General features: G+C 38.6%; 21 protein-coding genes and 1 riboswitch. Of the genes, 14 read left to right on the forward strand and 7 right to left on the reverse strand.

Features of this window, described 5'->3' with window-relative positions; all coding sequences use genetic code 11:
- Window positions 1-24 precede the first annotated feature (24 nt).
- From PQ578_RS07945 to PQ578_RS07955, 3 genes are all read left to right on the forward strand, one after another.
- On the forward strand, window positions 25-1,200 hold the full coding sequence (locus PQ578_RS07945; RefSeq protein ID WP_273833098.1) for an MFS transporter: 1,176 nt from the start codon (window positions 25-27) through the stop codon (window positions 1,198-1,200).
- A 61-nt stretch (window positions 1,201-1,261) separates the two neighbouring features.
- Window positions 1,262-1,906, forward strand: a complete 645-nt coding sequence (locus PQ578_RS07950; RefSeq protein WP_273833100.1) for an SDR family oxidoreductase — start codon at window positions 1,262-1,264, stop codon at window positions 1,904-1,906.
- 143 nt (window positions 1,907-2,049) lie between these two features.
- Complete coding sequence (locus PQ578_RS07955) at window positions 2,050-2,979, forward strand: manganese-dependent inorganic pyrophosphatase (RefSeq protein WP_165996479.1); 930 nt, start codon at window positions 2,050-2,052, stop codon at window positions 2,977-2,979.
- 99 nt (window positions 2,980-3,078) lie between these two features.
- Here PQ578_RS07955 and PQ578_RS07960 read toward each other — a convergent pair whose 3' ends face one another.
- Window positions 3,079-3,630: a hypothetical protein gene (locus PQ578_RS07960; RefSeq protein ID WP_273833103.1), complete on the reverse strand. Its 552-nt coding sequence runs from the start codon at window positions 3,628-3,630 to the stop codon at window positions 3,079-3,081.
- Window positions 3,631-3,703: 73 nt separating this feature from the next.
- Between PQ578_RS07960 and PQ578_RS07965 the strand changes: the two genes are divergently transcribed.
- A complete protein-coding gene (locus PQ578_RS07965) occupies window positions 3,704-4,618 on the forward strand; it encodes a phosphatidate cytidylyltransferase (protein ID WP_273833318.1) in 915 nt (304 codons plus the stop codon).
- 81 nt (window positions 4,619-4,699) lie between these two features.
- On the opposite strand, the gene fabL is transcribed toward PQ578_RS07965, so the two are convergent.
- On the reverse strand, window positions 4,700-5,455 hold the full coding sequence (gene fabL, locus PQ578_RS07970) for an enoyl-[acyl-carrier-protein] reductase FabL (protein ID WP_098444084.1): 756 nt from the start codon (window positions 5,453-5,455) through the stop codon (window positions 4,700-4,702).
- Between the two features lie 197 nt (window positions 5,456-5,652).
- On the opposite strand from fabL, the gene PQ578_RS07975 reads away from it, so the two are divergent.
- The 5 genes from PQ578_RS07975 (at window position 5,653) to PQ578_RS07995 (ending at window position 11,623) form a co-directional block, all read left to right on the forward strand.
- Window positions 5,653-5,898 carry an HPr family phosphocarrier protein gene (locus PQ578_RS07975; protein ID WP_098444083.1) on the forward strand — a complete coding sequence of 82 codons (246 nt, stop codon included), beginning with the start codon at window positions 5,653-5,655 and terminating at the stop codon, window positions 5,896-5,898.
- A 190-nt stretch (window positions 5,899-6,088) separates the two neighbouring features.
- A complete protein-coding gene (locus PQ578_RS07980) occupies window positions 6,089-6,661 on the forward strand; it encodes an RNA polymerase sigma factor (protein WP_273833108.1) in 573 nt (190 codons plus the stop codon).
- Complete coding sequence (locus tag PQ578_RS07985) at window positions 6,645-7,406, forward strand: anti-sigma factor (RefSeq protein WP_273833110.1); 762 nt, start codon at window positions 6,645-6,647, stop codon at window positions 7,404-7,406. Before PQ578_RS07980 ends, PQ578_RS07985 begins: the two co-directional genes overlap by 17 nt.
- Before the next feature lie 253 nt (window positions 7,407-7,659).
- Entirely contained in the window at window positions 7,660-9,189 is a 1,530-nt protein-coding gene (locus tag PQ578_RS07990) for a glycine betaine uptake BCCT transporter (RefSeq protein ID WP_273833112.1), read from the forward strand.
- Between the two features lie 199 nt (window positions 9,190-9,388).
- Window positions 9,389-11,623 (forward strand): FUSC family protein, encoded by a 2,235-nt coding sequence (locus tag PQ578_RS07995; RefSeq protein ID WP_273833114.1) that lies wholly within the window; start codon window positions 9,389-9,391, stop codon window positions 11,621-11,623.
- A 45-nt stretch (window positions 11,624-11,668) separates the two neighbouring features.
- Here the strand turns inward: PQ578_RS07995 and PQ578_RS08000 are convergent, their stop codons facing one another.
- The 4 genes from PQ578_RS08000 to coxB are packed head-to-tail and all read right to left on the reverse strand — an operon-like array spanning window position 11,669 to window position 15,203.
- On the reverse strand, window positions 11,669-11,944 hold the full coding sequence (locus PQ578_RS08000; RefSeq protein ID WP_273833116.1) for a cytochrome C oxidase subunit IV family protein: 276 nt from the start codon (window positions 11,942-11,944) through the stop codon (window positions 11,669-11,671).
- Window positions 11,945-11,949: 5 nt separating this feature from the next.
- Complete coding sequence (locus PQ578_RS08005) at window positions 11,950-12,543, reverse strand: cytochrome c oxidase subunit 3 (protein WP_273833118.1); 594 nt, start codon at window positions 12,541-12,543, stop codon at window positions 11,950-11,952.
- The gene (locus PQ578_RS08010) at window positions 12,543-14,492 is read right to left on the reverse strand and encodes a cytochrome c oxidase subunit I (protein WP_273833120.1); all 1,950 of its coding nucleotides are present in this window, start codon (window positions 14,490-14,492) and stop codon (window positions 12,543-12,545) included. The genes PQ578_RS08005 and PQ578_RS08010 overlap by 1 nt, the downstream gene beginning before the upstream one ends.
- A 3-nt stretch (window positions 14,493-14,495) precedes the next feature.
- Window positions 14,496-15,203, reverse strand: coding sequence for a cytochrome c oxidase subunit II (gene coxB / locus PQ578_RS08015; RefSeq protein ID WP_273833122.1), 708 nt, complete (start codon window positions 15,201-15,203; stop codon window positions 14,496-14,498).
- 269 nt (window positions 15,204-15,472) lie between these two features.
- On the opposite strand from coxB, the gene PQ578_RS08020 reads away from it, so the two are divergent.
- Window positions 15,473-16,249: a 3-hydroxybutyrate dehydrogenase gene (locus PQ578_RS08020; RefSeq protein WP_160918908.1), complete on the forward strand. Its 777-nt coding sequence runs from the start codon at window positions 15,473-15,475 to the stop codon at window positions 16,247-16,249.
- A 58-nt stretch (window positions 16,250-16,307) separates the two neighbouring features.
- Here the strand turns inward: PQ578_RS08020 and PQ578_RS08025 are convergent, their stop codons facing one another.
- On the reverse strand, window positions 16,308-16,931 hold the full coding sequence (locus PQ578_RS08025) for a LysE family translocator (RefSeq protein ID WP_273833124.1): 624 nt from the start codon (window positions 16,929-16,931) through the stop codon (window positions 16,308-16,310).
- Window positions 16,932-17,470: 539 nt separating this feature from the next.
- On the opposite strand from PQ578_RS08025, the gene PQ578_RS08030 reads away from it, so the two are divergent.
- The 4 genes from PQ578_RS08030 to PQ578_RS08045 all read left to right on the forward strand — a co-directional run bounded on the left by PQ578_RS08030 (window position 17,471) and on the right by PQ578_RS08045 (window position 20,191).
- On the forward strand, window positions 17,471-18,034 hold the full coding sequence (locus PQ578_RS08030; RefSeq protein ID WP_273833126.1) for a GNAT family N-acetyltransferase: 564 nt from the start codon (window positions 17,471-17,473) through the stop codon (window positions 18,032-18,034).
- A 141-nt stretch (window positions 18,035-18,175) separates the two neighbouring features.
- Window positions 18,176-18,607, forward strand: a complete 432-nt coding sequence (locus tag PQ578_RS08035) for a GNAT family N-acetyltransferase (protein WP_273833129.1) — start codon at window positions 18,176-18,178, stop codon at window positions 18,605-18,607.
- 194 nt (window positions 18,608-18,801) lie between these two features.
- Entirely contained in the window at window positions 18,802-19,266 is a 465-nt protein-coding gene (locus PQ578_RS08040; protein WP_273833131.1) for a GNAT family N-acetyltransferase, read from the forward strand.
- 82 nt (window positions 19,267-19,348) lie between these two features.
- Window positions 19,349-19,447, forward strand: a riboswitch (SAM riboswitch).
- Between the two features lie 81 nt (window positions 19,448-19,528).
- Entirely contained in the window at window positions 19,529-20,191 is a 663-nt protein-coding gene (locus PQ578_RS08045) for a sulfite oxidase-like oxidoreductase (protein ID WP_273833133.1), read from the forward strand.
- Window positions 20,192-20,351 lie beyond the last annotated feature (160 nt).

Genomic DNA, 20,351 nt, shown 5'->3' on the forward strand with positions numbered 1-20,351 from the left:
TTCAAATGAGGGGTGCGAGGAATAATGAATAAACGCGTGTACTTACTTACCATCGTTTCGTTTGTAGTTGGTATGGTTGAACTAATTATTGGAGGCATTCTTGACCTAGTAGCAGATGATCTAAAGATTAGTCTAGGAAAAACAGGGCTGTTAATTAGCGTTTTCTCCATTGTGTTTGCGGTGATGGGGCCAGTCCTATTATCGATGACCGCAAAAATAGAACGAAAAAAACTGACGCTCTTATCGCTTGTTATTTTTCTTGTAGGTAATTTCATCGCTGTATTAAGTACAACATTTTCGGTGTTAATGGCAGCAAGGATCATTTCTGCAGCAAGTGGGTCTCTTTTAGTTGTTTTGTGCGTTACGATGGCATCAAACATCGTCAAACAGGAATATCGCGCACGAGCAATCGGTGTTGTTTTTATGGGAATCAGTGCATCACTCGTTTTAGGTGTCCCGATTGGCTTAATGCTAGGAAATGCTTTTGGATGGAAGGCACCATTTATTCTGATTATTGGTCTTACAGTATTAGCAATGGCTGGGGTTGCTTTGTTTATGGAAAAAATCCAGCCAAAACCAGCCATTCCAATTCGTAAGCAAATCAAAACACTCAAGGATAAGCGTATTTTAACTGCTCAATTAACATCTTTTCTGTTTCTAACCGGTCATTTAACACTTTATGGCTACCTCACCCCGTTTTTAAAAACAACGCTTGGATTATCGGGAAATTGGGTAAGTATTGTTTATCTAATCTTTGGAGTAGCAGCTGTTGCTGGAGGAGGATTAGGCGGAGTTGCTTCCGATCGCTTTGGTACAAGGCCAACCATACTAATATCAATTATGGTTTTTGCAGTGGCGATGTTTGTCATCCCTTATACCACGTTCTCTTTCCCACTTTTTCTTATTATTATGGTGATTTGGAGTATGCTAAGCTGGGGGATCACACCGGCTCAACAAAGCTATTTAATCGAATTGGCACCTGAATCATCTGATATTCAACAAAGTTTAAATAATTCGTCTCTTCATCTTGGTATTGCCCTCGGCTCTTCTGTTGGTGCCTATGCTATTGAACAATACACAGTGGAAATGAACGCAACAGTTGGAGGAATGTTTATACTACTAGCACTAGCGTCAGCGGTATTTTCTATGACAAGAGATCGTCGGACCGTGTCATCCTTGTTGAAGAAGCAAGCTGGTTAGTTGCGATAGTAAAAAGGGTTTGAAATAATGGGCATAGATTGTTCGAAAGGAGCTTTTTAGGATGAATGTACTCGTTATTGGAGCAAACGGCCAGGTTGGCCAAAACATTGTTAATCTTCTTCATAGCAACAAGGACCATTCCTTAAAAGCAATGGTTCGAAAACAAGAGCAGGCAGATGAATTAGCTAATAGGGGAATTAAATCTGTAGTGGTAAGTCTTGAAGACTCGGTTGAAGTTATTTCTGAAGCTATGAAAGGGAGTGACGCGGTAATTTTCGCCGCAGGTTCAGGTGGGAGTACGGGATCAGATAAAACGCTATTAGTGGATTTAGATGGAGCTGTAAAAACGATAGAAGCTGCTGAAAAGATAGGTGTTAAACGGTATGTTATGATTAGTGCCCTTCAGGCGCACAATCGAGAAAATTGGCATGAGTCACTCCTGCCGTACTATGCAGCCAAACATTACGCAGACAAATTGTTAGAAGTGAGTAAATTAGACTATACAATTGTTCGTCCAGGTGGACTATTAAATGAACCCGGAAGAGGGAAGGTATCAATTGCTGAAAACCTCGGTAGCGGGTCAATCTCGCGTGAAGATGTAGCTCAAGTGGTGGTTTCTTCACTAACAAAAGAGAATACGATTCGTCGCTCGTTTGACCTCATTTCAGGAGATGATGAGATTAGTAAAGCGATTGATTCTTTATGAGATAAGAACGGATTCTCCTATGTGGGGATCCGTTTCCTTACTTTTCTTGTTAGAATAATATGAAATAATATTGAGTTTATAGGAAGAGATCTTTACAATATGTATTGAGTACATAAATCTTTTCATTCAAAAGGAGTCGAACAATGGAAAAAGTATTGATTTTTGGACATAAAAATCCTGACACAGATACGATCACTTCTGCACTTGTTTATGCAGACTTAAAAAGTAAACTAGGTATGGATGTAGAGCCTGTCCGTCTTGGTGCAGTTAATGGTGAAACACAGTATGCATTAGATCAATTCAATGTTGAAGCTCCTCGTATGGTTCAAACGGTTTCTAACGAAGCGAGTACGGTTATTCTTGTTGACCATAATGAACGTCAACAAAGTGCTGAAGACATCGAAAGAGTACGAATTTTAGAAGTAATTGATCATCACCGAATCGCAAACTTTGAGACAGCTGATCCTGTTTATTATCGCGCAGAACCGGTTGGTTGTACGGCGACAATCCTTAACAAGCTATATAAAGAAAACAACATTCAGATTGATAAAAATATAGCGGGTCTTATGCTTTCTGCGATTATCTCTGACTCTCTTCTTTTTAAATCACCAACATGTACGGAGGAGGATATCGCTGCAGCTCGTGAGCTGGCAGGAATTGCAGGCGTTGATGCAGAAACTTACGGTCTTGAAATGCTTAAGGCTGGGGCAGATATGAGCAGCAAAACGCCAGCAGAACTCATTTCACTCGATGCAAAAGAATTTGGAATGGGACCTGCTAAGGTTGAAGTAGCTCAGGTAAACGTTGTTGATACTCTCGATGTACTTGCACGTCAGGACGTGGTGGAAGAAGAGATGAGAAGAACGATTGAAGCAAAAGAGCTCGATCTATTCCTTCTTGTCGTAACAGACATTTTGACAAACAACTCCACAGTTCTTGCATTAGGAAAGCAAGCTGGACAAGTAGAAAAGGCGTTTAACGTAACGTTAATCGAAAATCTGGCAGTACTTGAAGGTGTTGTTTCTCGTAAAAAACAAATTGTACCTGTTTTAACAGAAACGTTTACATCGTAATATACGCTCCAAGCGAGGACAGATTCTATCGGAATCTGTCCTTATTAATAAATAAATGTGTAAAAATTACCCATATAAGGCAACTGATAAAGAGTGAGATTACTTCAATAATTGCTTTTTAATAGGTTCATAATCAAATAGTTTTCCTTCGTAAATGAGGGAGAGCCGTTCGCATTTTCGAAAATCGTCAGGCGTAACAAGGGCTGGGAGCTTATCCCAAAGTTCAATGCCTGATCGATGAAGGACTTCAGCTACGAACTGCGAACAAAAGTAAGAATTACTAAACTCAATAGGTTCATTCATTGAGACACCGAGAACACCAAGAATGTTGTAAAGAAACCGTTGTTTATTTTTAATGAAGATTGTTAGTAACCGCTTCATTTTAATCACATCACGTTCGGTGACATTTAATTCGTAAATCACACATGTTGTGTTTGGATATCGGCGGTATGTTCCTGTTAGGACATTTTCCTTTACAAACCCGCCTTTTAGAGGGTTATTCGGTTTTTTTCTTCCAAAGCTATACATATCATGCAATTGATCATCGAATGCAAGAGAGGCATGATTATATGGAGCTCTGGTATATTTTTTGATCGATTTTGTAAAGAGAGTTCCTGTATCAGAAAGTAAAATGTATACTTTTTGAGTCATAATCGACTCCTTTTTGTTTTGACGTTTTCTTACATTATACCTAACATTTCAATCATGGTAAGGAGGTGCCTTTCTGGAAAGTACAGTATGGACACTGACCGTTATCTTCTTTTCATTACTATCTGCACAAACGATTTTTATTATGGTGAGGAAAAAGCAACCTAATAAGGATTTTACGGGTCTTACAATAAAAGTGAAAACATGGTGGGGGATGTATGGCGTCTTTTGTTTGGCCACATTATTTAATCCAATCGTTTCTCTGTTTTCGTTAATGGTCCTAAGTTTCTTTGCGCTGAAAGAATACTTCTCCATGATGAAAACTAGAAAAGCTGATCGAAGAATTTTTTTATGGTCATATGTGGCGGTGCCTATTCAATTTTACTGGATATTCACTGATTGGTATGGTATGTTCATCGTTTTTATTCCTGTATACGTTTTCTTATTACTTCCACTGCCTCGGATAGTTGGGAAGGGTACACTCGGATTTCTGAGATCAGTAAGTTCGACGCAATGGGGCTTAATGCTGATGGTTTTTGGTTTAAGTCATCTAGCTTATTTTCAAATTGCTTCCCCTGTATATGGAGCAAATCTCGTTTTGTTCCTGGTTCTTTTAACTCAAGTAAATGATGTGGTTCATTATGTGGTATCGCTATATGCAGGAAAGAGAAAAGTTGTACCTTCTTCAAATCCTTACATCACGTTAGAAGGTTTTTTCTGTTCGTTAATAGCAACAACTGCGTTTGCTTATACACTATTTCCATATTTAACACCATTTGATTCATTGTTCGGCGTTTTCTGTGGGATTTTAATTAGCATTGCTGGTTTTCTTGGAAGTTTAACCATCTCAGTTTTGAAACGCGACCTGCTACTAGGAGATAGCAAAAAGCCGAAAGCTTTAGAAGAAAGTTATTTGAGTAGGGTAGACAGCCTTGCCTATACTTCGCCTGTTTTCTTTCATGTGATTCGTTACTTTTTCGATTTTATGTAACTGTACTCGTGCAAATGAAGCTTTAGAGCGAATGTACACAATAGTAAAAAGACAGCGGAACGACCGCTGTCTTTCACATAATTATTCACCAAGTAAAGATAGTCCACCATCCACAATAATGGTTTGGCCACGAATCATACTTGCTTCTGGAGTTGTTAAGAAGTAAGTAGTATTGGCCATGTCTGTTGGTTCGACAAGGCGTCCTGCTGGATTTCTTTTCTTCGCAGAATCTAGTAATTCTTCTCGATTCGGGAAGTGTTTCAGTGCGTCTGTATCAACAGCTCCGCCCGACACAGCATTTACGACAATCCCTTTTGGTGATAGCTCAACCGCTAAGTATCGTGTGATTGCTTCCACGGATGCCTTTGATACACCAACGGCCACATAGTTTGGAAGTGCTCGAATGGATCCTAGACTTGAAAGGGCTACAATCGCTCCTCCACCATTCTTCTCCATTATTTTAGCTGCTTCTTGTGCAGCAAATAAATAAGCCTTTGCATTGATGTTTTGTGTCCAGTCCCAATGGCTTTCTTCAATCTCCATAAGCGGTCTTAATACACCTGATGCGGCATTATTAACGAAAACATCTAGTCGGCCAAACGTTTCTTCTGTTTCATGAAAGAGAGCAGTAATTTGCTTCACTTCACCAACATTTGCTTTAACAATATGTACAGTAATGCCGTATTCTTGTTCTAATTCCTGTTTCGTTTGTTCAGCATCTTTTTTCTTTCTCATAAAGTTAAGTACAAGGTTGTATCCTTCAGAAGCAAATTTTCGAGCAATTGCTTTACCAATGCCACGTGTGCCTCCTGTTATGAGTGCTACCTTATTAGCCATCTTACGTCACCTCTTTTTTATCTAATCATTCCTATCATACAGGAACATGCATCAAGTGAAAAGTTTCGTAAATGAAAAAGCAGGTAGATTGATCACGAAATAGCACTCTAAAACACCTTTAAAGATTATGGACACGGACAGTTATGTTATAATTCGAATTAGATAAAGAATTACGAGTAAGTGGGAGGAGAGCGGAGATGAAGTTAAAAGTGTTAAAACCAGTTTTTGCTGAAACTGCCAGTCAACTTGTGAACACTGCAAGCCGTTTTGAGGAAACGATCTTATTGAAAAAAGAACATTGGGTAGTCGATGCTAAAAGTCTTCTAGGTGTCCTAGCGCTTTCTTTACAACCTGATCAGACGCTCGAATTGGATGTTAAAGGTGGTCATTCATCAGCCGTTAAGGATGCATTCCTTTCACTTGGGTTATTTGAAGAAGCGTAAGCCTTCCATTGGAAGGCTTTTTTAAAGGGGACAGTCTAATCGTTCTTTTGTTAATTTAATAAACGGTTGCATGCGGTTCTAAGAAATTTTTTCAAAAAAACACATCTAAAGTAGACTGAGTAACGTTAGCTATACATAAGCTTTTCTGCCTCTTCAGGCTAGCGTCAGTTTCAATGAAAAGGAGAATGATATGAGAGAACTTAACGATGCCGAGCTGTATGATAAGGTTCAGGCAAAGGATAAAAGAGCTCTCTCGTCTCTTTACGATCGATATGAAAAACTTTTATATTCTTTCTCATACCGAATTGTAAAAGATGGAGGACTTGCTGAAGAAGTGATGCAAGAAGTATTTATTAAGCTATGGAAAGGAAAGGCTCAGTATAGTGAAGAGAAAGGAAAGTTTTCTTCATGGCTACTTACCATGACGAGACATACAGCTATTGATCTCTTACGTAAGCAGTCGAAAGAGCCGGACTTTGAATTAAACGAACGAGACGCATTGCACAGTGATGAAGCATCAGTGGAGGACCAGGTTGAGTGGAAAGAAAGAGGTCAGATACTTCGCACAGCCGTATCAAAACTAAAAGGTGATCAAAAGAAAATAATTGAGATGTTTTATTTTAAAGGCATGACCCATAAAAAAATTTCGGAAGAGTTCGACCTCCCGCTGGGTACCGTGAAAGGCCGAATTCGGCTAGCGTTAAAACATTTAAAAACCAGTCTCGGTGAGAAAGGAGGGGTCTCAGATGAAAGCAAATTGTGAACAACTGCTCGATTATTTTAATGGAACCTTATCAAACGAAGAAAGAGAGCAGTTCGAAGCTCATCTCTTATCATGTGAAGAGTGCAGAGAGGAGTTAAAGGAGCTGGAAGAATTGACAGGTGACCTTCCTTATCTCTCCATCCCGGAAGAGCCGCCTGCCGGAATGAAAGAACGCGTTCTGGCAAGTGTTTTTGAAAGTGATATGGTTGAATCAAATGATACTGCAAATGAAAGTCTTTCGGTTGAACAAAAAAATAACGTAACCGATCTCCAAACAGAGAGAAAGTCAAAACAAAAAAAGTGGGTAGCCCCTGCTTTAGCAGCGGCTCTATTTCTTTCTCTAGCAGGAAATGTTTATACATTCGTAAATGAAGGTGAAGATGAGACTACACAGCCAGAAGAAATCTCCTCTTTGATCAAAGCGGTTCAATTACAGCCTTCTGAAGCAGAAGCATCGGCAGGATCTGCTGCTCTAATGAATGAAGATGGAAAAATGAATTTAGTGGTTGAGGTTAACGACGTGGCAGAAACAGAAGGTGATCAAGTATACCAGGTTTGGTTGCTTGAAGATGACAAGCCTTATCGAGCCGGTTTCTTTACCCCAAATCAAGAAGGTAAAGGCGAAGTTGCCTACCAGGTTGAATATGAGGGAGATCACAACTGGGATGCTGTAGCAATCACACTCGAGCCAGATAGTAAAAGTGAAACACCTAAAGGAAAAATAGTATTAAGTTCAGGTTTATAATTTCCAAAAAGCAGAGGCGGTCGCCTCTGCTTTTTTATTGAGAAAAATAGTGAAGGTGTTAATTGATATTCGTAAGAGAATACAACATATGTGGAAACACACAATTGTTTGTAGTAAACACGAACGGGGTATATTATACTAAATTCTTATAAAAATTTGAAAATATTCTCGTTTATGCTTATGATAAAAAACATGTGGTTATTATTTCGAAATATTTTTTAGATCCACATAAACATTAATAGGAGTGGACAGAATGAACAAAGTTACAAAAGTTTTTTGGATTGGAATTGCAATTGCAATGGCTTTTGTCAGTTGGGGTGTGATCTCTCCAGGCAATCTAGACCAGGTTATGACGGTATCTCAAAATTTCTTTTTGAATCAGTTTGGATGGTTTTATCAGCTTGCTGCAACATTCTTTTTAGTATTTGCCATTTATTTAATTTTTAGCAGGTTCGGGCATATCAAGTTAGGAAAAGATACAGATAAGCCTGAATACAGTAGACTTACCTGGTTTGCCATGCTCTTTAGCGCCGGGATGGGAATAGGGCTATTGTTCTTTGGAGTATCAGAACCGATGTCCCACTTTTCTACCCCGCCATATGGTGAAGGAGGAACGGTTGAATCCGCACACCTGGCCCTTCGCTATACATATTTACATTGGGGATTCCATGCATGGGCCATTTACGCTACGATTGCTTTAGCGTTAGCGTATTACAAATTTCGTAAGGGGGCGCCTGGATTAATGAGTGCCACTCTTTATCCACTTATAGGCGATAAAGTGAAAGGCCCGATCGGGATTACGGTTGATGTCGTAGCCGTTTTTGCAACAATATTTGGTGTAGCTGCTTCGTTAGGACTTGGTGCTCAGCAAATCAATGGAGGGTTGAGCTATTTAACTAATATCCCGAATAACTTTACAATACAATTGATTATTATCGCTATTATTACGGTTCTATTTACAATTTCAGCTGGGACAGGTATTAAAAAAGGAATCAAATATTTAAGTAATGCCAATATGGCTCTTGCTGTCGTACTTCTTATTCTTTTCGTCATTCTAGGTCCAACAAAATTTGTATTAGATCTTTTTGTGACCACGTTTGGTGAATATGTACAAAACATATTTGCAATGGGAATGAGATTAGCACCGATGAACGCGGACAATGAATCATGGATTCAGAACTGGACGATCTTTTATTGGGCATGGTGGATTGCCTGGTCACCGTTTGTAGGAACGTTTATCGCCAGGGTTTCAAAAGGACGGACGATTAGAGAGTTTATGGTCGCTGTTACGGTTGTACCTACGGTTGTTTGTGCATTTTGGTTTGGTATTTTCGGTGGCTCTGGCATATTCTTTGATTTTACACAGGGAACGGATATAGCAGGTCAAAGTCTTGAAACTGGTTTGTTTTATTTATATGAGCAACTTCCTTTGGGCAGTATTTTAACCGTTGTAACGTTATTGTTAATCTCTACCTTCTTTATCACATCAGCTGATTCCGCAACGTTTGTTTTAGGTATGCAAACGACGAATGGAAGCTTAAATCCTCCAAATTTCGTGAAATTCAGCTGGGGTTTCATCTTATCTGCCTCTGCAATGGTTTTAATGGTGACAGGTGGCCTTGAGAGCATGCAAACGGCGATTATTGTCAGTGCCTTTCCACTAACCATCATACTTCTATTTACGTGTTGGGGAATGCTTAAATCCTTTAATGAAGAAGTTCCTAGAAAGCAGAAGACTACGGATAAGAAAGTAAAAGCGAAGAAAGATTTAAAAACAGTTTAACGAAAAACCTTTGAAGAATTTTCTTCAAAGGTTTTTCTATTGCAAAGTAGCAACAAAAACATAGCCTCCTTAATGATCAAAAAGGTGGCATAACAAGTCGTCAAGGCGATAAGACCAAATAGCTAAAAGAAGAAAAAAAATAAAGATTCGATACACATAGTTGGCAGAACGAAAGTATTTTCGATATGATTAACTTATGTTGACTAAAAATAAAAAATCGATCATAAAAAGCTGGTGGGCCCGTTTAGCTGCTGCAGACCCCGGCAGGACAAGGTTACATCAAGCAGCGAGAATTACAATTAGTGTTTTTTCATCTGTTATGTTCATGCTATGGTTGACGGCACTACTCGAAATGTCGTTTACACCGGCTATTCTTGCAGGTGTCGTGAGTCTTTTGTCATTACTGCTTGTGAATGATGACACAGATAAAAAGAAAAAAATCACTGCGCTTTTGTTAGTTATTTCAAGTATGATCTGGCTAACTGTGCGAACTTATCTTAGTTCGATCCCCTTTATGACAGATGGATTGTTTTTGCTAGTGATCTTTTTTGCTTACTATTTACAGCATTATGGTTTTCGATATTTTGGTATCTTTATGATCGCCTTTTTATCGATTTATTTTTCAACCCTTTTAAATCTTCAGCCATCTGATTTGCCTGGATTTATTATCGGGATACTGGTAGGTGGCGGGTTTTCTTATCTGTATCAATTTATCCTTTTCAAAAACAAACCGAAAAGACAACTAAGTCGAAGTATGAACTCTTTCCATATCCAAACAAACCTTACGCTTGATCTTGTTCTTGATGCAATTGCAGATCCTACTCCAAATCGCTATAGGGCACTTCTATTAAAACGTGATGTCAAAAAGTTAAATGAATATGCACAGGTCATATCCAGCCAATTAACAACGACAGACCCAGGAGAAGTATGGCCAGGTATAGACGCAGAGCAATTAAGAATGTACGTATTCGATGCTGAGATGTTAATTGAAACTCTTTATCCAGCAGTTAAAAGAATGAAAGAACTTCACGCGCTAGAGCATAATGAAGTTAGAAAGCTGCTGTATCAGCTGGTAGAATCGGTTCGAGATGCGGAAGTGTTGCGAAGTCATGACATTGTCGGAAACTTAAAGCAAACAGAGAACGTGATAGAAGAGCTTAAAAATCAGTTAATTGAACTGAGAGTTTCCGATCATCAAAATAAAGATTGGCTGTGGCTAATTAGAAGGATTGAGTCAATTGCCAATCACCTAGTTGATAGTTCAATCGAACTCGGAGAAAGACGGATAGCAAACATTGAGGAGAAAGAGCGGCTCGAAGACGCTGAAGAAATAAAGAAAGAGAACGTAAACATAGAAGAAAAGGCGAAACAGCCGAGAGCTGCAACAATAAAAGCTTTACAGGCTATAGTAGCAGGAGCAGTAGCGATTTTTCTAGGATATTTTCTATCGCCCGCTCATCAATACTGGGTTCTTCTCTCTGCTTTTGTTGTTTTGTTAGGTACGGATACCGTAGGAATGACCCTCCAGAAAGCATTTCAAAGATCTCTTGGGACAATTTTTGGTGCCATTGCTGGTTTTGGACTGGCACATCTTCTTGCGGGTCAGGTTATTTTAGAGTTAATTGCGTTGTTTTGCTGCATCTTTATGGCATTTTATTTATTATCCATTTCCTATGCTATGATGATGTTTTGGATGACGATGCTGATCGCGATTATGTACGATTTTATATTGAGTGGTATTACTGAGCAGATACTAATGGCTCGAGTATTTGATACACTTGCAGGAGCCTTTATCGGGTTTCTTGCAGCTGCAATTATTTATCCGAAAAGCACTCGTGATAAGGTTGCAAATACCGCTGAAGATTTTTTAACCAAATTAAGTACGTACGTGACAGATTATCTTGAATCTTTTACAGATGGTAAGAAACACTATGATTTTACCAACCAAGCGTTTGGTATTGACGAACAGATGAGGAAAATAGCAGAAGATGCAAGGCCACTTCGTAACAGACCTGCTATTCTAGCTCGCTCAGGAATTGAGCGTTGGTTGACCGTACTAACCGCGATTAATTATTTTGCTAAGCATTTACTTGCTTCTACGAATCGTAACAGTCGTTCAACTATTGTCAAAGGATCTGAAAAAACGCTTCAGCTAGTAAAGGAAGTAATAAAACACAATATTCTTACCTTACTGAAACTTCTAAAAGGTGAGACTGGATTAATCATGTACAATTTAAATAAGGAAAGGGAATATATTGAAGGTCTCTCAGAAAACATTCCCCAAGAAGATCAAGAAGTAAAAAAATTTGTGAATGACTTGTACTATATCTGGAGAATTAACCAATCGCTTTTAATATTAGGGAAAGAGTTGGGTGTTTCCAAGAAAAGAGAAGCAGCAAGCTATGATTTCTACAAGAATACTCCGGAGAGCTAAGCCCTCCGGAGTATTCTTATATGTGAAAAATCATAAAACTACCTTTTAAAGAAGCATTAAAAAAACGATCGTCAGGAGAGCAACAAAACTTCCACCTATCAGAGATGTTAAACGATATTCACCTTCCTTTTCCCGTATATCCATAAATCGATCCAGCTGGATCAAGATTTGAATGAGAGCAAAGACGGTGATAAGAACGATTAAAAAAGGTGGTGAAATGAGTTGATAAAGAACAAGGAAGAAAGCTAAAGCTGTTAATAAAATCATTAGGATGAACGAAATAAAGAGTTTATGAATCTCTTTATTAGTATGCTTGTTCAATCGTTTCACACCTTTCCTATTAAATAAACAATAGTAAAAATCATCACCCAAATCACATCGATAAAGTGCCAGTAAAGACTCGCGATAAATAACTTTGGAGCTGTTTCTTGATTTATTCCTTTTAGCCAAAGTTGTACTAATAATAAAGAAATCCAGATGACACCAAATAAGACGTGAAAGCCATGAGTGCCAAGAAGCAGATAGAATGCACCAAGAAAAGCACTAGTAGAAATCTTAGCGCCTTCTTCTACATAAAGAGTGAATTCTCTTATTTCCAATCCAATGAAAGCTAAGCCAAGTAAAATCGTGATAAGAAAGAATAGAAGCGTCGATAACTTCTTAGAAAGATTTAGAAAATAAACCGCAATTGCGCAAGTAAAACTACTAGTTAGTAAAACAACAGTTGAAAGCATTATTTCATTTAATTTAAATAATTCATCTGGGGTTGGCCCCTGACCTGTTAAGGATTTAACAGCGAGGTAAATGCCGAATAAACAACCAAACACCACAATCTCGGCACCGATAAGGAACCAAAAAGCAAGGATATTCATTTGTGCTTGCTTATGGTTCAAGTGCTTTTGAGCGGACATTGTTTCCATTAATCTTCACCCCTCATGTCTTGTACCCTTACCTTCTCCTTAGGAAGATGAATACCGTTTTTCTGTTGAAACGATCGAATACTCATCATAAGAAAAACGATCAACATTCCCGAAAGAGCGACTGGCCATATCTCGAATACGAAACCAAAAGAAGCAATCAGAAAGCCAATTCCGATAAAGAATGGAAGAGAAGTGGAGTTAGGAAGATGAATATCTTCGTATTCACCTATAAAGTCGATATTCTTATTTCCATTTTCATAAGCATCCCACAGCGGCTCGCGACTCTTTACCTCAGGTAGACGTGCGAAGTTATAGGCTGGAGGTGGAGACGGGATTGTCCATTCGAGCGTTCGTCCTCTAGAGAACCAGGGGTCATTTAATACGCGTTTGTTGGTATAACGCGTCGTTATGTAGATATTTATCATGAAAAATAATACACCAATCCCCATCATAAAAGCACCGCACGTACTAATAAAATTAAGAAAGCCTAATCCATCCCCTTCCGGATACGTGAAAACACGTCGTGGCATTCCCATTAATCCCATAACGTGCATGGGGAAGAAGGTAATATGAAATCCAATGCCAAAAGTCCAAAAGTTCCATTTACCAAGGGTTTCATTCAGTTTTTTTCCAAACATTTTTGGCCACCAATAATAAACACCAGAGAACACTCCGAAAATAGTGGCGCCAATGATCACGTAATGAAGGTGAGCAACGACAAAGTAGCTATCGTGGTATTGATAATCCGCTGGAACGGTTCCAAGCATAACACCAGTAACGCCACCGATAACAAAAGTGAAGATAAATCCTAATGCATAGAGCATAGGTGTATCAAAGCGAATCCTACCTCCTCGCATCGTAAATAGCCAGTTAAATATCTTAATTCCAGTAGGGACAGCGATTAGCATCGTTGTAAGAGCAAAAAAAATAGTAATATTCGTATTTAACCCTACTGTGAACATATGATGAACCCACACCATGAAACCGAGAAATCCAATTAGTATAATGGCGAAAACCATAGAAGGATAACCAAAGAGTTTTCGCTTTGAAAAAACACTAATGACGTCGGAAAATATCCCGAAAGCAGGTAGGGCGATGATATAAACTTCAGGGTGACCAAATATCCAGAAAAGGTGCTGCCAAATTAATGGATTACCTTCCGATGCTGATAAGATAACCGTTCCAAAAAGTCGCTCAAATGTCAGCAATAGTAGAGCAACGGCAAGAGCTGAGAATGCATATACGATGAGGATAGACGTAATGAACATCGACCATGTTGATAAGGGCATTCTCATAAATCGCATACCGGGCGCTCTCATTTTTATAATCGTAACGATAAAATTGATCCCGCCCATAATTGTTCCGAGTCCAGCAACTTGAAGTCCTATCGGGTAATAACTATTCCCAGGTCCAGGCGTAAACTCTTTCAATGCTAGAGGAGCATACGTTGTCCACCCAGCATTAGGTGAGCCTCCTGCTACAAAACTTGCATTAATCAAAATGCCACCTGAAATGAATAACCACAAACTTAAAGAATTCATAAAAGGAAATGCAACATCCCTCGCACCAATTTGGAGAGGAACAATCACATTCATCAAACCGATTAGTAGAGGGGTAGCGACGAGAAAAATCATGACCGTTCCGTGAGTACTAGTCAATTGGTTAAATCGTTCGCCTTGAAATACCCAAAATTCATTATTAGGGAAAGCAAGCTGCATTCGTATAAGCAAGGCTTCAATTCCAGCACGAATAAAAAAGAGAAACGATACAAATAAATACATAATCCCAATTTTTTTATGATCTGTAGAAGTAATCCAACTCCACAGCCATTTCCATTTTGCATACTTCGTTAAGAAATAAACACTGGCAATCAGCATAATAGTAAATGAAATATCTGCAAAAATAATATCTGAAGGTAGTGATAAGAGGTAGTCTGAAATCGCATTCATAATTTAATCCTCCTGTAAATCAGCAACACGTGCCCACTGATTAAATGCTTCTTGTTCGATAACGGTAGTATCAAATGTCATGAGGGCGTGATTTGCTCCACAAAGCTCAGCGCACTTTCCGTCATAGACTCCAGTTTCAAGCGGTGTTAGTGTTAACATGTTTTCTTGGTTGGGTAGAACATCTTTTTTCCCACCTAGTTGTGGTATCCAGAAAGAATGAATCACGTCTTTCGAATGAAGCGTAAAGACTACCGGACGATCAACAGGTAGCTTTACTTCATTTTCGAGCGTTATGTCGTGTTGTGGATAATAAAATTTCCACTTGTATTGCTGGCCAGTAACGTTGATTTCTAAAGGTTCACGAACGATCTCTGGCTTGTTATCAAGTTGATATGTAGTAGCAAATGTAGGAACTGCCAAGATTATTAAAATTACTATCGGTATAATTACCCAGGTGATTTCGAGTTTTTTATTCCCATTAACTTGAGTAGGAAAGTCGTTTTCTTGTCCAGGACGCTCGCGATATTTCATTAAAAATCGGGTAAATAAAGTAAAAACAACCAGTAAGACAATGCTCATTAAGGCTAAGCTAAGGTAAAGTAAGTTAAGCTCTGACTGTGCTTCAGAGCCTTTAGGATTTAAAACAGCTATGTTAGAACATCCAGAAGCTGAAATGATAACGATTACAAAAAGGGCGTGGCGAAACGTCATTCTTTTTATCTCCTTCCATTTTTGGATCATTCTGTCTATTCTCAGTACCCAAAATGCAGTTCGATCAAACAGTAGATCTTCTCGTTCGTAAAGCCTTAAGAACCTTTATACAATGGTAGATATTTGCGGTGAATTAATTGAAAATAACGAAAAGCGTGAAGTTAAAAAATGAGATGGAATTTGTTTATAAATCGTTGTAAAGGGTAAATGGAGGTGTGTGAGAATGAAAATAAATTTAAATTTAGGATTTACACTAGGAGGAACGATTCATGGTTAACAACAAGACTGTATTTATTACAGGAGCAGCTAGAGGAATTGGATTTGAAATTGGTGAGACATTTGCAGCAAACGGTGCAAAAGTTGTTCTTTCTGATATAAATGAAGAGGGTACAAAGGAAGCTGCCCAAAAACTTCGAGATAAAGGCTATGAAGTTATCGGGATTAAAGCAGACGTTACAAGTGAAGATGAAATCAAACAAGCGATTGATCGTACTGTTGAAGAATACGGTCGCGTAGATGTACTTATTAATAATGCGGGGCTTCAACATGTTGCGGCATTAGAAGATTTTCCAACTGAGAAATTCAGAATGATGCAAGATATTATGCTAACAGCTCCATTTATTGCTACGAAACATGTTTTTCCAATTATGAAGGAACAAGGATTTGGTCGAATTATAAACATGGCATCAATCAATGGAGTAATTGGTTTTGCTGGTAAAGCCGCATATAACAGCGCGAAACATGGTGTGATCGGTCTTACGAAAGTATCTGCACTAGAAGGTGCTGAGCACGGTATTACAGTAAATGCTATGGCACCTGGCTATGTGGATACACCGCTTGTAAGAGGACAAATGGAAGATTTAGCGAAAGAACGTGGAGTAGAGCTTGAGAAGGTATTGGAAGAAGTTATTTACCCTCTTGTTCCACAAAAACGACTACTTGAAGTGAAAGAGATTGCCGACTACTCAATGTTTATCGCAAGCGATGCAGCGAAGAGTATTACTGGCCAAGCTCTTCTTATTGATGGTGGGTATACAGCTCAATAACGTTCATTAGTAGATCGAAAATGTTAAGCAGCGCCTCTCTTTTTGGAGGCGCTGCTTTTTAGTTTTTACTGAAGGCAATTTGGATACCAATAAAAGCGAGCAGCACTGCTTTCGTGAGATTAAATCTTCTTAACAACGTTAAATTCCCAGTAATATAGCTTGCTAGTTTTCCAGAATAAACACTAATCAGACTAAAAATAATAAGTGCTTGAACAATGAACACCAAACCTAATAAAAACATCTGAAAAGTGGGAGAGCCAGCTTGATGGTCAATAAACTGTGGTAGGAGAGCAAGGAAGAACAAAGAAACTTTTGGATTTAAAACATTCATTACAATGCCTTTCTTATATAGAGAAAAATAAGTTCGAGATGGTTGATTCTGAAGCATTGACGATTCGTTTCGCTCTTTAAAAGCTTCACAAGCCATGTACAGTAAATAAGCAGCCCCGATTAATTTCACGATAGTAAAGGCAAATGAAGATTGATAAAGAATCGCGGATATTCCGACAGCTGCAGCTGAAATATGCACGAGAAGCCCTGAACAAAGCCCTAGGGAGGTAGCGATACCTGCTTTTTTATTTTGAGTGATACTTTGAGCTAACACAAATAAATTATCAGGACCTGGCATGATTGTTAAGAGAACGGCAGCTCCTAAAAATGATAAAATGAGTGGAACATCCAACACAAATTCTCCTTTCAACGGCATCTAATTATTAGTATATAGGAGGTGGGAAAATGTATAAAGACTCGTTTGAAAGAGCAGCCACCTAATATTCGAAATTTAGACCACTCTATCTGAAGGGAGAAAACTCTAGAAGATTGGCAAATTTCTTTCCGAGACGTTGTTACTTCATGATATGGAAAAAAGAGACATGCCGGAACTTCTACATATGATCACCCCTTGCGAAGCCACAAGGAGGTGATCCGACATTCGCGCTTTCAATCAGAATCGTATAAATGACACCCTGCGATGTATAAATAGAGTCTATCATCGGACATCATTACTCCTTATCCTATGGTCTTAAATAATTCCTGCAAGGACATTCTCATAAGTATAGAGCGGAGGAAAGACAAACATTAGCTAAAATCAGTACTTCAGGAGAATTTCTAGATCGACGAAAAACAAAGATAAAGATTAGAAGAAAAGGGTATCTTTCTTGACAGATTTCTCATTAATGGTATAATTCTGACATCTTTTAGAGTTTTTGGAGGACTTTTTTCATGCAGCCGATTCTACTTGATTTTCCTAATGAATTTTACACGGATCGTTTACATATACGTTATCCGTTGCCAGGTGATGGCAAAGCAGTGCATAAGTCGATTGATGCCTCGTTAAGCGAACTTAAGCCATATATGCCGTTTGCGCATAATGGTCAGTCAGAAGCCGATGTTGAAGCGAATATTCGAGAATCTCACGCAGCTTTCTTAAAAAGAGAAGACTTACGGCTGCTGCTCTTCCATAAACAATCTGGTATGTTCATTGGCTCTTCTGGTTTGCATCGCATTGACTGGAATGTTCGTAAGTTTGAAATCGGTTACTGGATTGATTCCAACTATAGTGGAGAGGGATATATGACGGAGGCTGTTCAGGGAATTGTTAGATTTGCGATTCGAGAACTTCGTGCGAAAAGAATTGAAATCCGTTGCAATGCGGAAAATTGGAAAAGTCGAAAGGTAGCAGAACGATGTTTCTTTCAGCTTGAGGCAATTTTAAAAAATAATAGTCAATCAGTAGATAGGAGTCAGTTAATCGATACCTATGTTTATGCCATAACGACCGAGTAGAATTTCACCTATGCTAGAGCTAGTGGTGTAATGATGATTTGATCGTTTGGATAATAAAGGAATCAATTAATAAGAAGGAACTAGATTCTGTTATCAAGAAGTAACGATTAACGAGAGATTTTGGCGATGGAGGGGAATAGTGTGATCGAACGAGCGACAATCGAAGAAAGAGATTTTATTTTGTCGAATTCCATTCAATCTGTTAACGAAGGAACGACAAATCCAGGGATCGTAAAAGAAGAGAAAGCACTTGAAATTGTATCTTCCATACTTGATCGAGGTGGTTACCACCTCATTTATCGTGATAAAGGGGAAATTGCTGGTTGGGTACTACTTGGAGAAAACACGGATTACTTTACAGAAAGCAAACATGGTTTCATTTACGATGTATTTGTTTTTCCGAAGTTTCGTGGAAAGGGGTACTCTAAGCGGCTTGTGCAAGCGAGTATTGAAAATTTCAAAGAACAGGGATATGAGGAGATTCGTTTGAATGTGTATTCCTCTAACTTCGCAAAATACATTTATAAAGACATTGGTTTTCGAGAACTTCAAACGATCATGGTTTATAAATAGTTGGCCACGTTCTTTTCATTTATTAAAAGAATGTGAAAAACAACTCATAATCAATCAGCATTCCCCTGGGACTTGCTACACTGTTTTTACAGGAACTTCCCCGGTTCCTGTCCCCCTTAAAATATAAAGTGTGAGCCCCATGCATTTCCCGGCATGGGGCTTTTCCTATGAGTACAAAGAAGGAGAGGGAAAGAATGAACTATATTTTTAAACAAATGAGTGACCAAGATGTAGCGAGAGTCATTTCGTGGGAATACACCGGTGATTACTCATTTTATAATATGGATGAGGATCCTGAAGATTTGTATGAGTTTCGAGAAGAGGCAGCTAATAATCCACATTACTGGAGCGTTTATCGCCAGGACCAGCTTATAGGTTTTTTTAGTTACGTTCTTAAATCAGATAACCAAGTTGAAATCGGACTTGGGATGAGTCCAGGTTTGGTAGGGAATGGTCATGGATATGAGTATTTAAAAGCTGGCATAGAAAAAGCGATTGAATTGTATAGACCATCATCACTCGTTATGTCTGTTGCAGATTTCAATGAGAGGGCAATTAAAGTCTATCAAAGAGCAGGGTTTCAAAAAATTGATTCTTTTGAACAACATACAAATGGAGGGGTTTACCCTTTTATTAAGATGCAGAAAGAACTAGATTAGCAGATGGGAGATCACCCCCTCTAGAAAAGAATTGCAATTTATGGAGGATACCGATAGAATGAATCACAATTACATGTTTTTTTCCTTATCGAGAGAGGCGGAGGGACTGGCCCTTTGATGCCCGGCAACCTGATAAACAAGGTGCTAATTCCAGCAGAGCTTTAGCTCTGGAAGATGAGGGAGAGCTCTGTTAAAGACTGAACTCTTCCTATATTGGAAGAGTTTTTTTGTTACATATGAAAAAATGGAAGGTGTGAAGTCTATGAAGAAAGCGGATCGTATTCGGAAAATGAAAGTACCTAAAGCAAACGAAAAGTATGGAGATCGTCTCCCTCCAGGACAGGTATTAACGGAAAGATTCCCTATTCTCCATGAAGGGGATGTACCAACTTATGATATGACAACGTGGGACTTAAAGGTGTTTGGAAACGTAGCGAGTGAATTCTCTCTTTCCTATGATGAACTGCTTGCATTACCACAGAAAAAGGTGACATGTGACATACACTGTGTTACCCGATGGTCTCGCTTTGATAATACGTTTGAAGGCGTGTTGATGAAGGATTTTATAAAAGAACTCGATATTAAGCCTGAGTCGAATCATGTCATGCTTCATGGAGACCATAATTACACGACAAATATTCACCTTACCGATTTATTAGATGATCATGTTATGCTTGCTCACTCGATCGACGGAGAGCAGTTAACAGCGAAACACGGATGGCCGTTACGTCTAGTCGTTCCACACCTTTATTTTTGGAAAAGTATTAAGTGGATAAGAGGGATTGAATTTATTGAGGCGGACTCACCTGGTTTTTGGGAACAAAATGGTTTTCATAATCATGCTGATCCATTTAAAGAAGAACGTTTTTCAGGTGAGGATTTAGGTATACCTGAAGACGAATGGGAGAAAAAGGATTTCGACTAAATTATTAAAAACCAATGAATACTAGATAATGAGCTTTGCTGTATTTCTACTTTTTTAAAAAATATAATAAACTAAAAAAACAGCAAACCCCGGTGTAAAGGGGGTTTGCTGTTTTTTTTACATCGAATAAAATAGAAATCACAAAAAATATAAAAAAAGA

It is taken from the genome of Guptibacillus sedimenti, assembly GCF_028610665.1.
GTDB lineage: Bacteria > Bacillota > Bacilli > Bacillales > Guptibacillaceae > Guptibacillus > Guptibacillus sedimenti.

What these genes read in the sequence shown, in the direction of transcription:
- PQ578_RS08005 (WP_273833118.1), bottom strand. Translation starts at nt 12,543, where the DNA reads ATGGAAACAATGTCCGCTCAAAAGCACTTGAACCATAAGCAAGCACAA.
- PQ578_RS07980 (WP_273833108.1), top strand. Translation starts at nt 6,089, where the DNA reads ATGAGAGAACTTAACGATGCCGAGCTGTATGATAAGGTTCAGGCAAAG.
- coxB (WP_273833122.1), bottom strand. Translation starts at nt 15,203, where the DNA reads ATGACGTTTCGCCACGCCCTTTTTGTAATCGTTATCATTTCAGCTTCT.
- PQ578_RS08045 (WP_273833133.1), top strand. Translation starts at nt 19,529, where the DNA reads ATGAAGAAAGCGGATCGTATTCGGAAAATGAAAGTACCTAAAGCAAAC.
- PQ578_RS07950 (WP_273833100.1), top strand. Translation starts at nt 1,262, where the DNA reads ATGAATGTACTCGTTATTGGAGCAAACGGCCAGGTTGGCCAAAACATT.
- PQ578_RS07985 (WP_273833110.1), top strand. Translation starts at nt 6,645, where the DNA reads ATGAAAGCAAATTGTGAACAACTGCTCGATTATTTTAATGGAACCTTA.
- PQ578_RS08040 (WP_273833131.1), top strand. Translation starts at nt 18,802, where the DNA reads ATGAACTATATTTTTAAACAAATGAGTGACCAAGATGTAGCGAGAGTC.
- PQ578_RS07960 (WP_273833103.1), bottom strand. Translation starts at nt 3,630, where the DNA reads ATGACTCAAAAAGTATACATTTTACTTTCTGATACAGGAACTCTCTTT.
- PQ578_RS07955 (WP_165996479.1), top strand. Translation starts at nt 2,050, where the DNA reads ATGGAAAAAGTATTGATTTTTGGACATAAAAATCCTGACACAGATACG.
- PQ578_RS08030 (WP_273833126.1), top strand. Translation starts at nt 17,471, where the DNA reads ATGCAGCCGATTCTACTTGATTTTCCTAATGAATTTTACACGGATCGT.
- PQ578_RS07990 (WP_273833112.1), top strand. Translation starts at nt 7,660, where the DNA reads ATGAACAAAGTTACAAAAGTTTTTTGGATTGGAATTGCAATTGCAATG.
- fabL (WP_098444084.1), bottom strand. Translation starts at nt 5,455, where the DNA reads ATGGCTAATAAGGTAGCACTCATAACAGGAGGCACACGTGGCATTGGT.
- PQ578_RS07945 (WP_273833098.1), top strand. Translation starts at nt 25, where the DNA reads ATGAATAAACGCGTGTACTTACTTACCATCGTTTCGTTTGTAGTTGGT.
- PQ578_RS07975 (WP_098444083.1), top strand. Translation starts at nt 5,653, where the DNA reads ATGAAGTTAAAAGTGTTAAAACCAGTTTTTGCTGAAACTGCCAGTCAA.
- PQ578_RS08020 (WP_160918908.1), top strand. Translation starts at nt 15,473, where the DNA reads ATGGTTAACAACAAGACTGTATTTATTACAGGAGCAGCTAGAGGAATT.
- PQ578_RS08010 (WP_273833120.1), bottom strand. Translation starts at nt 14,492, where the DNA reads ATGAATGCGATTTCAGACTACCTCTTATCACTACCTTCAGATATTATT.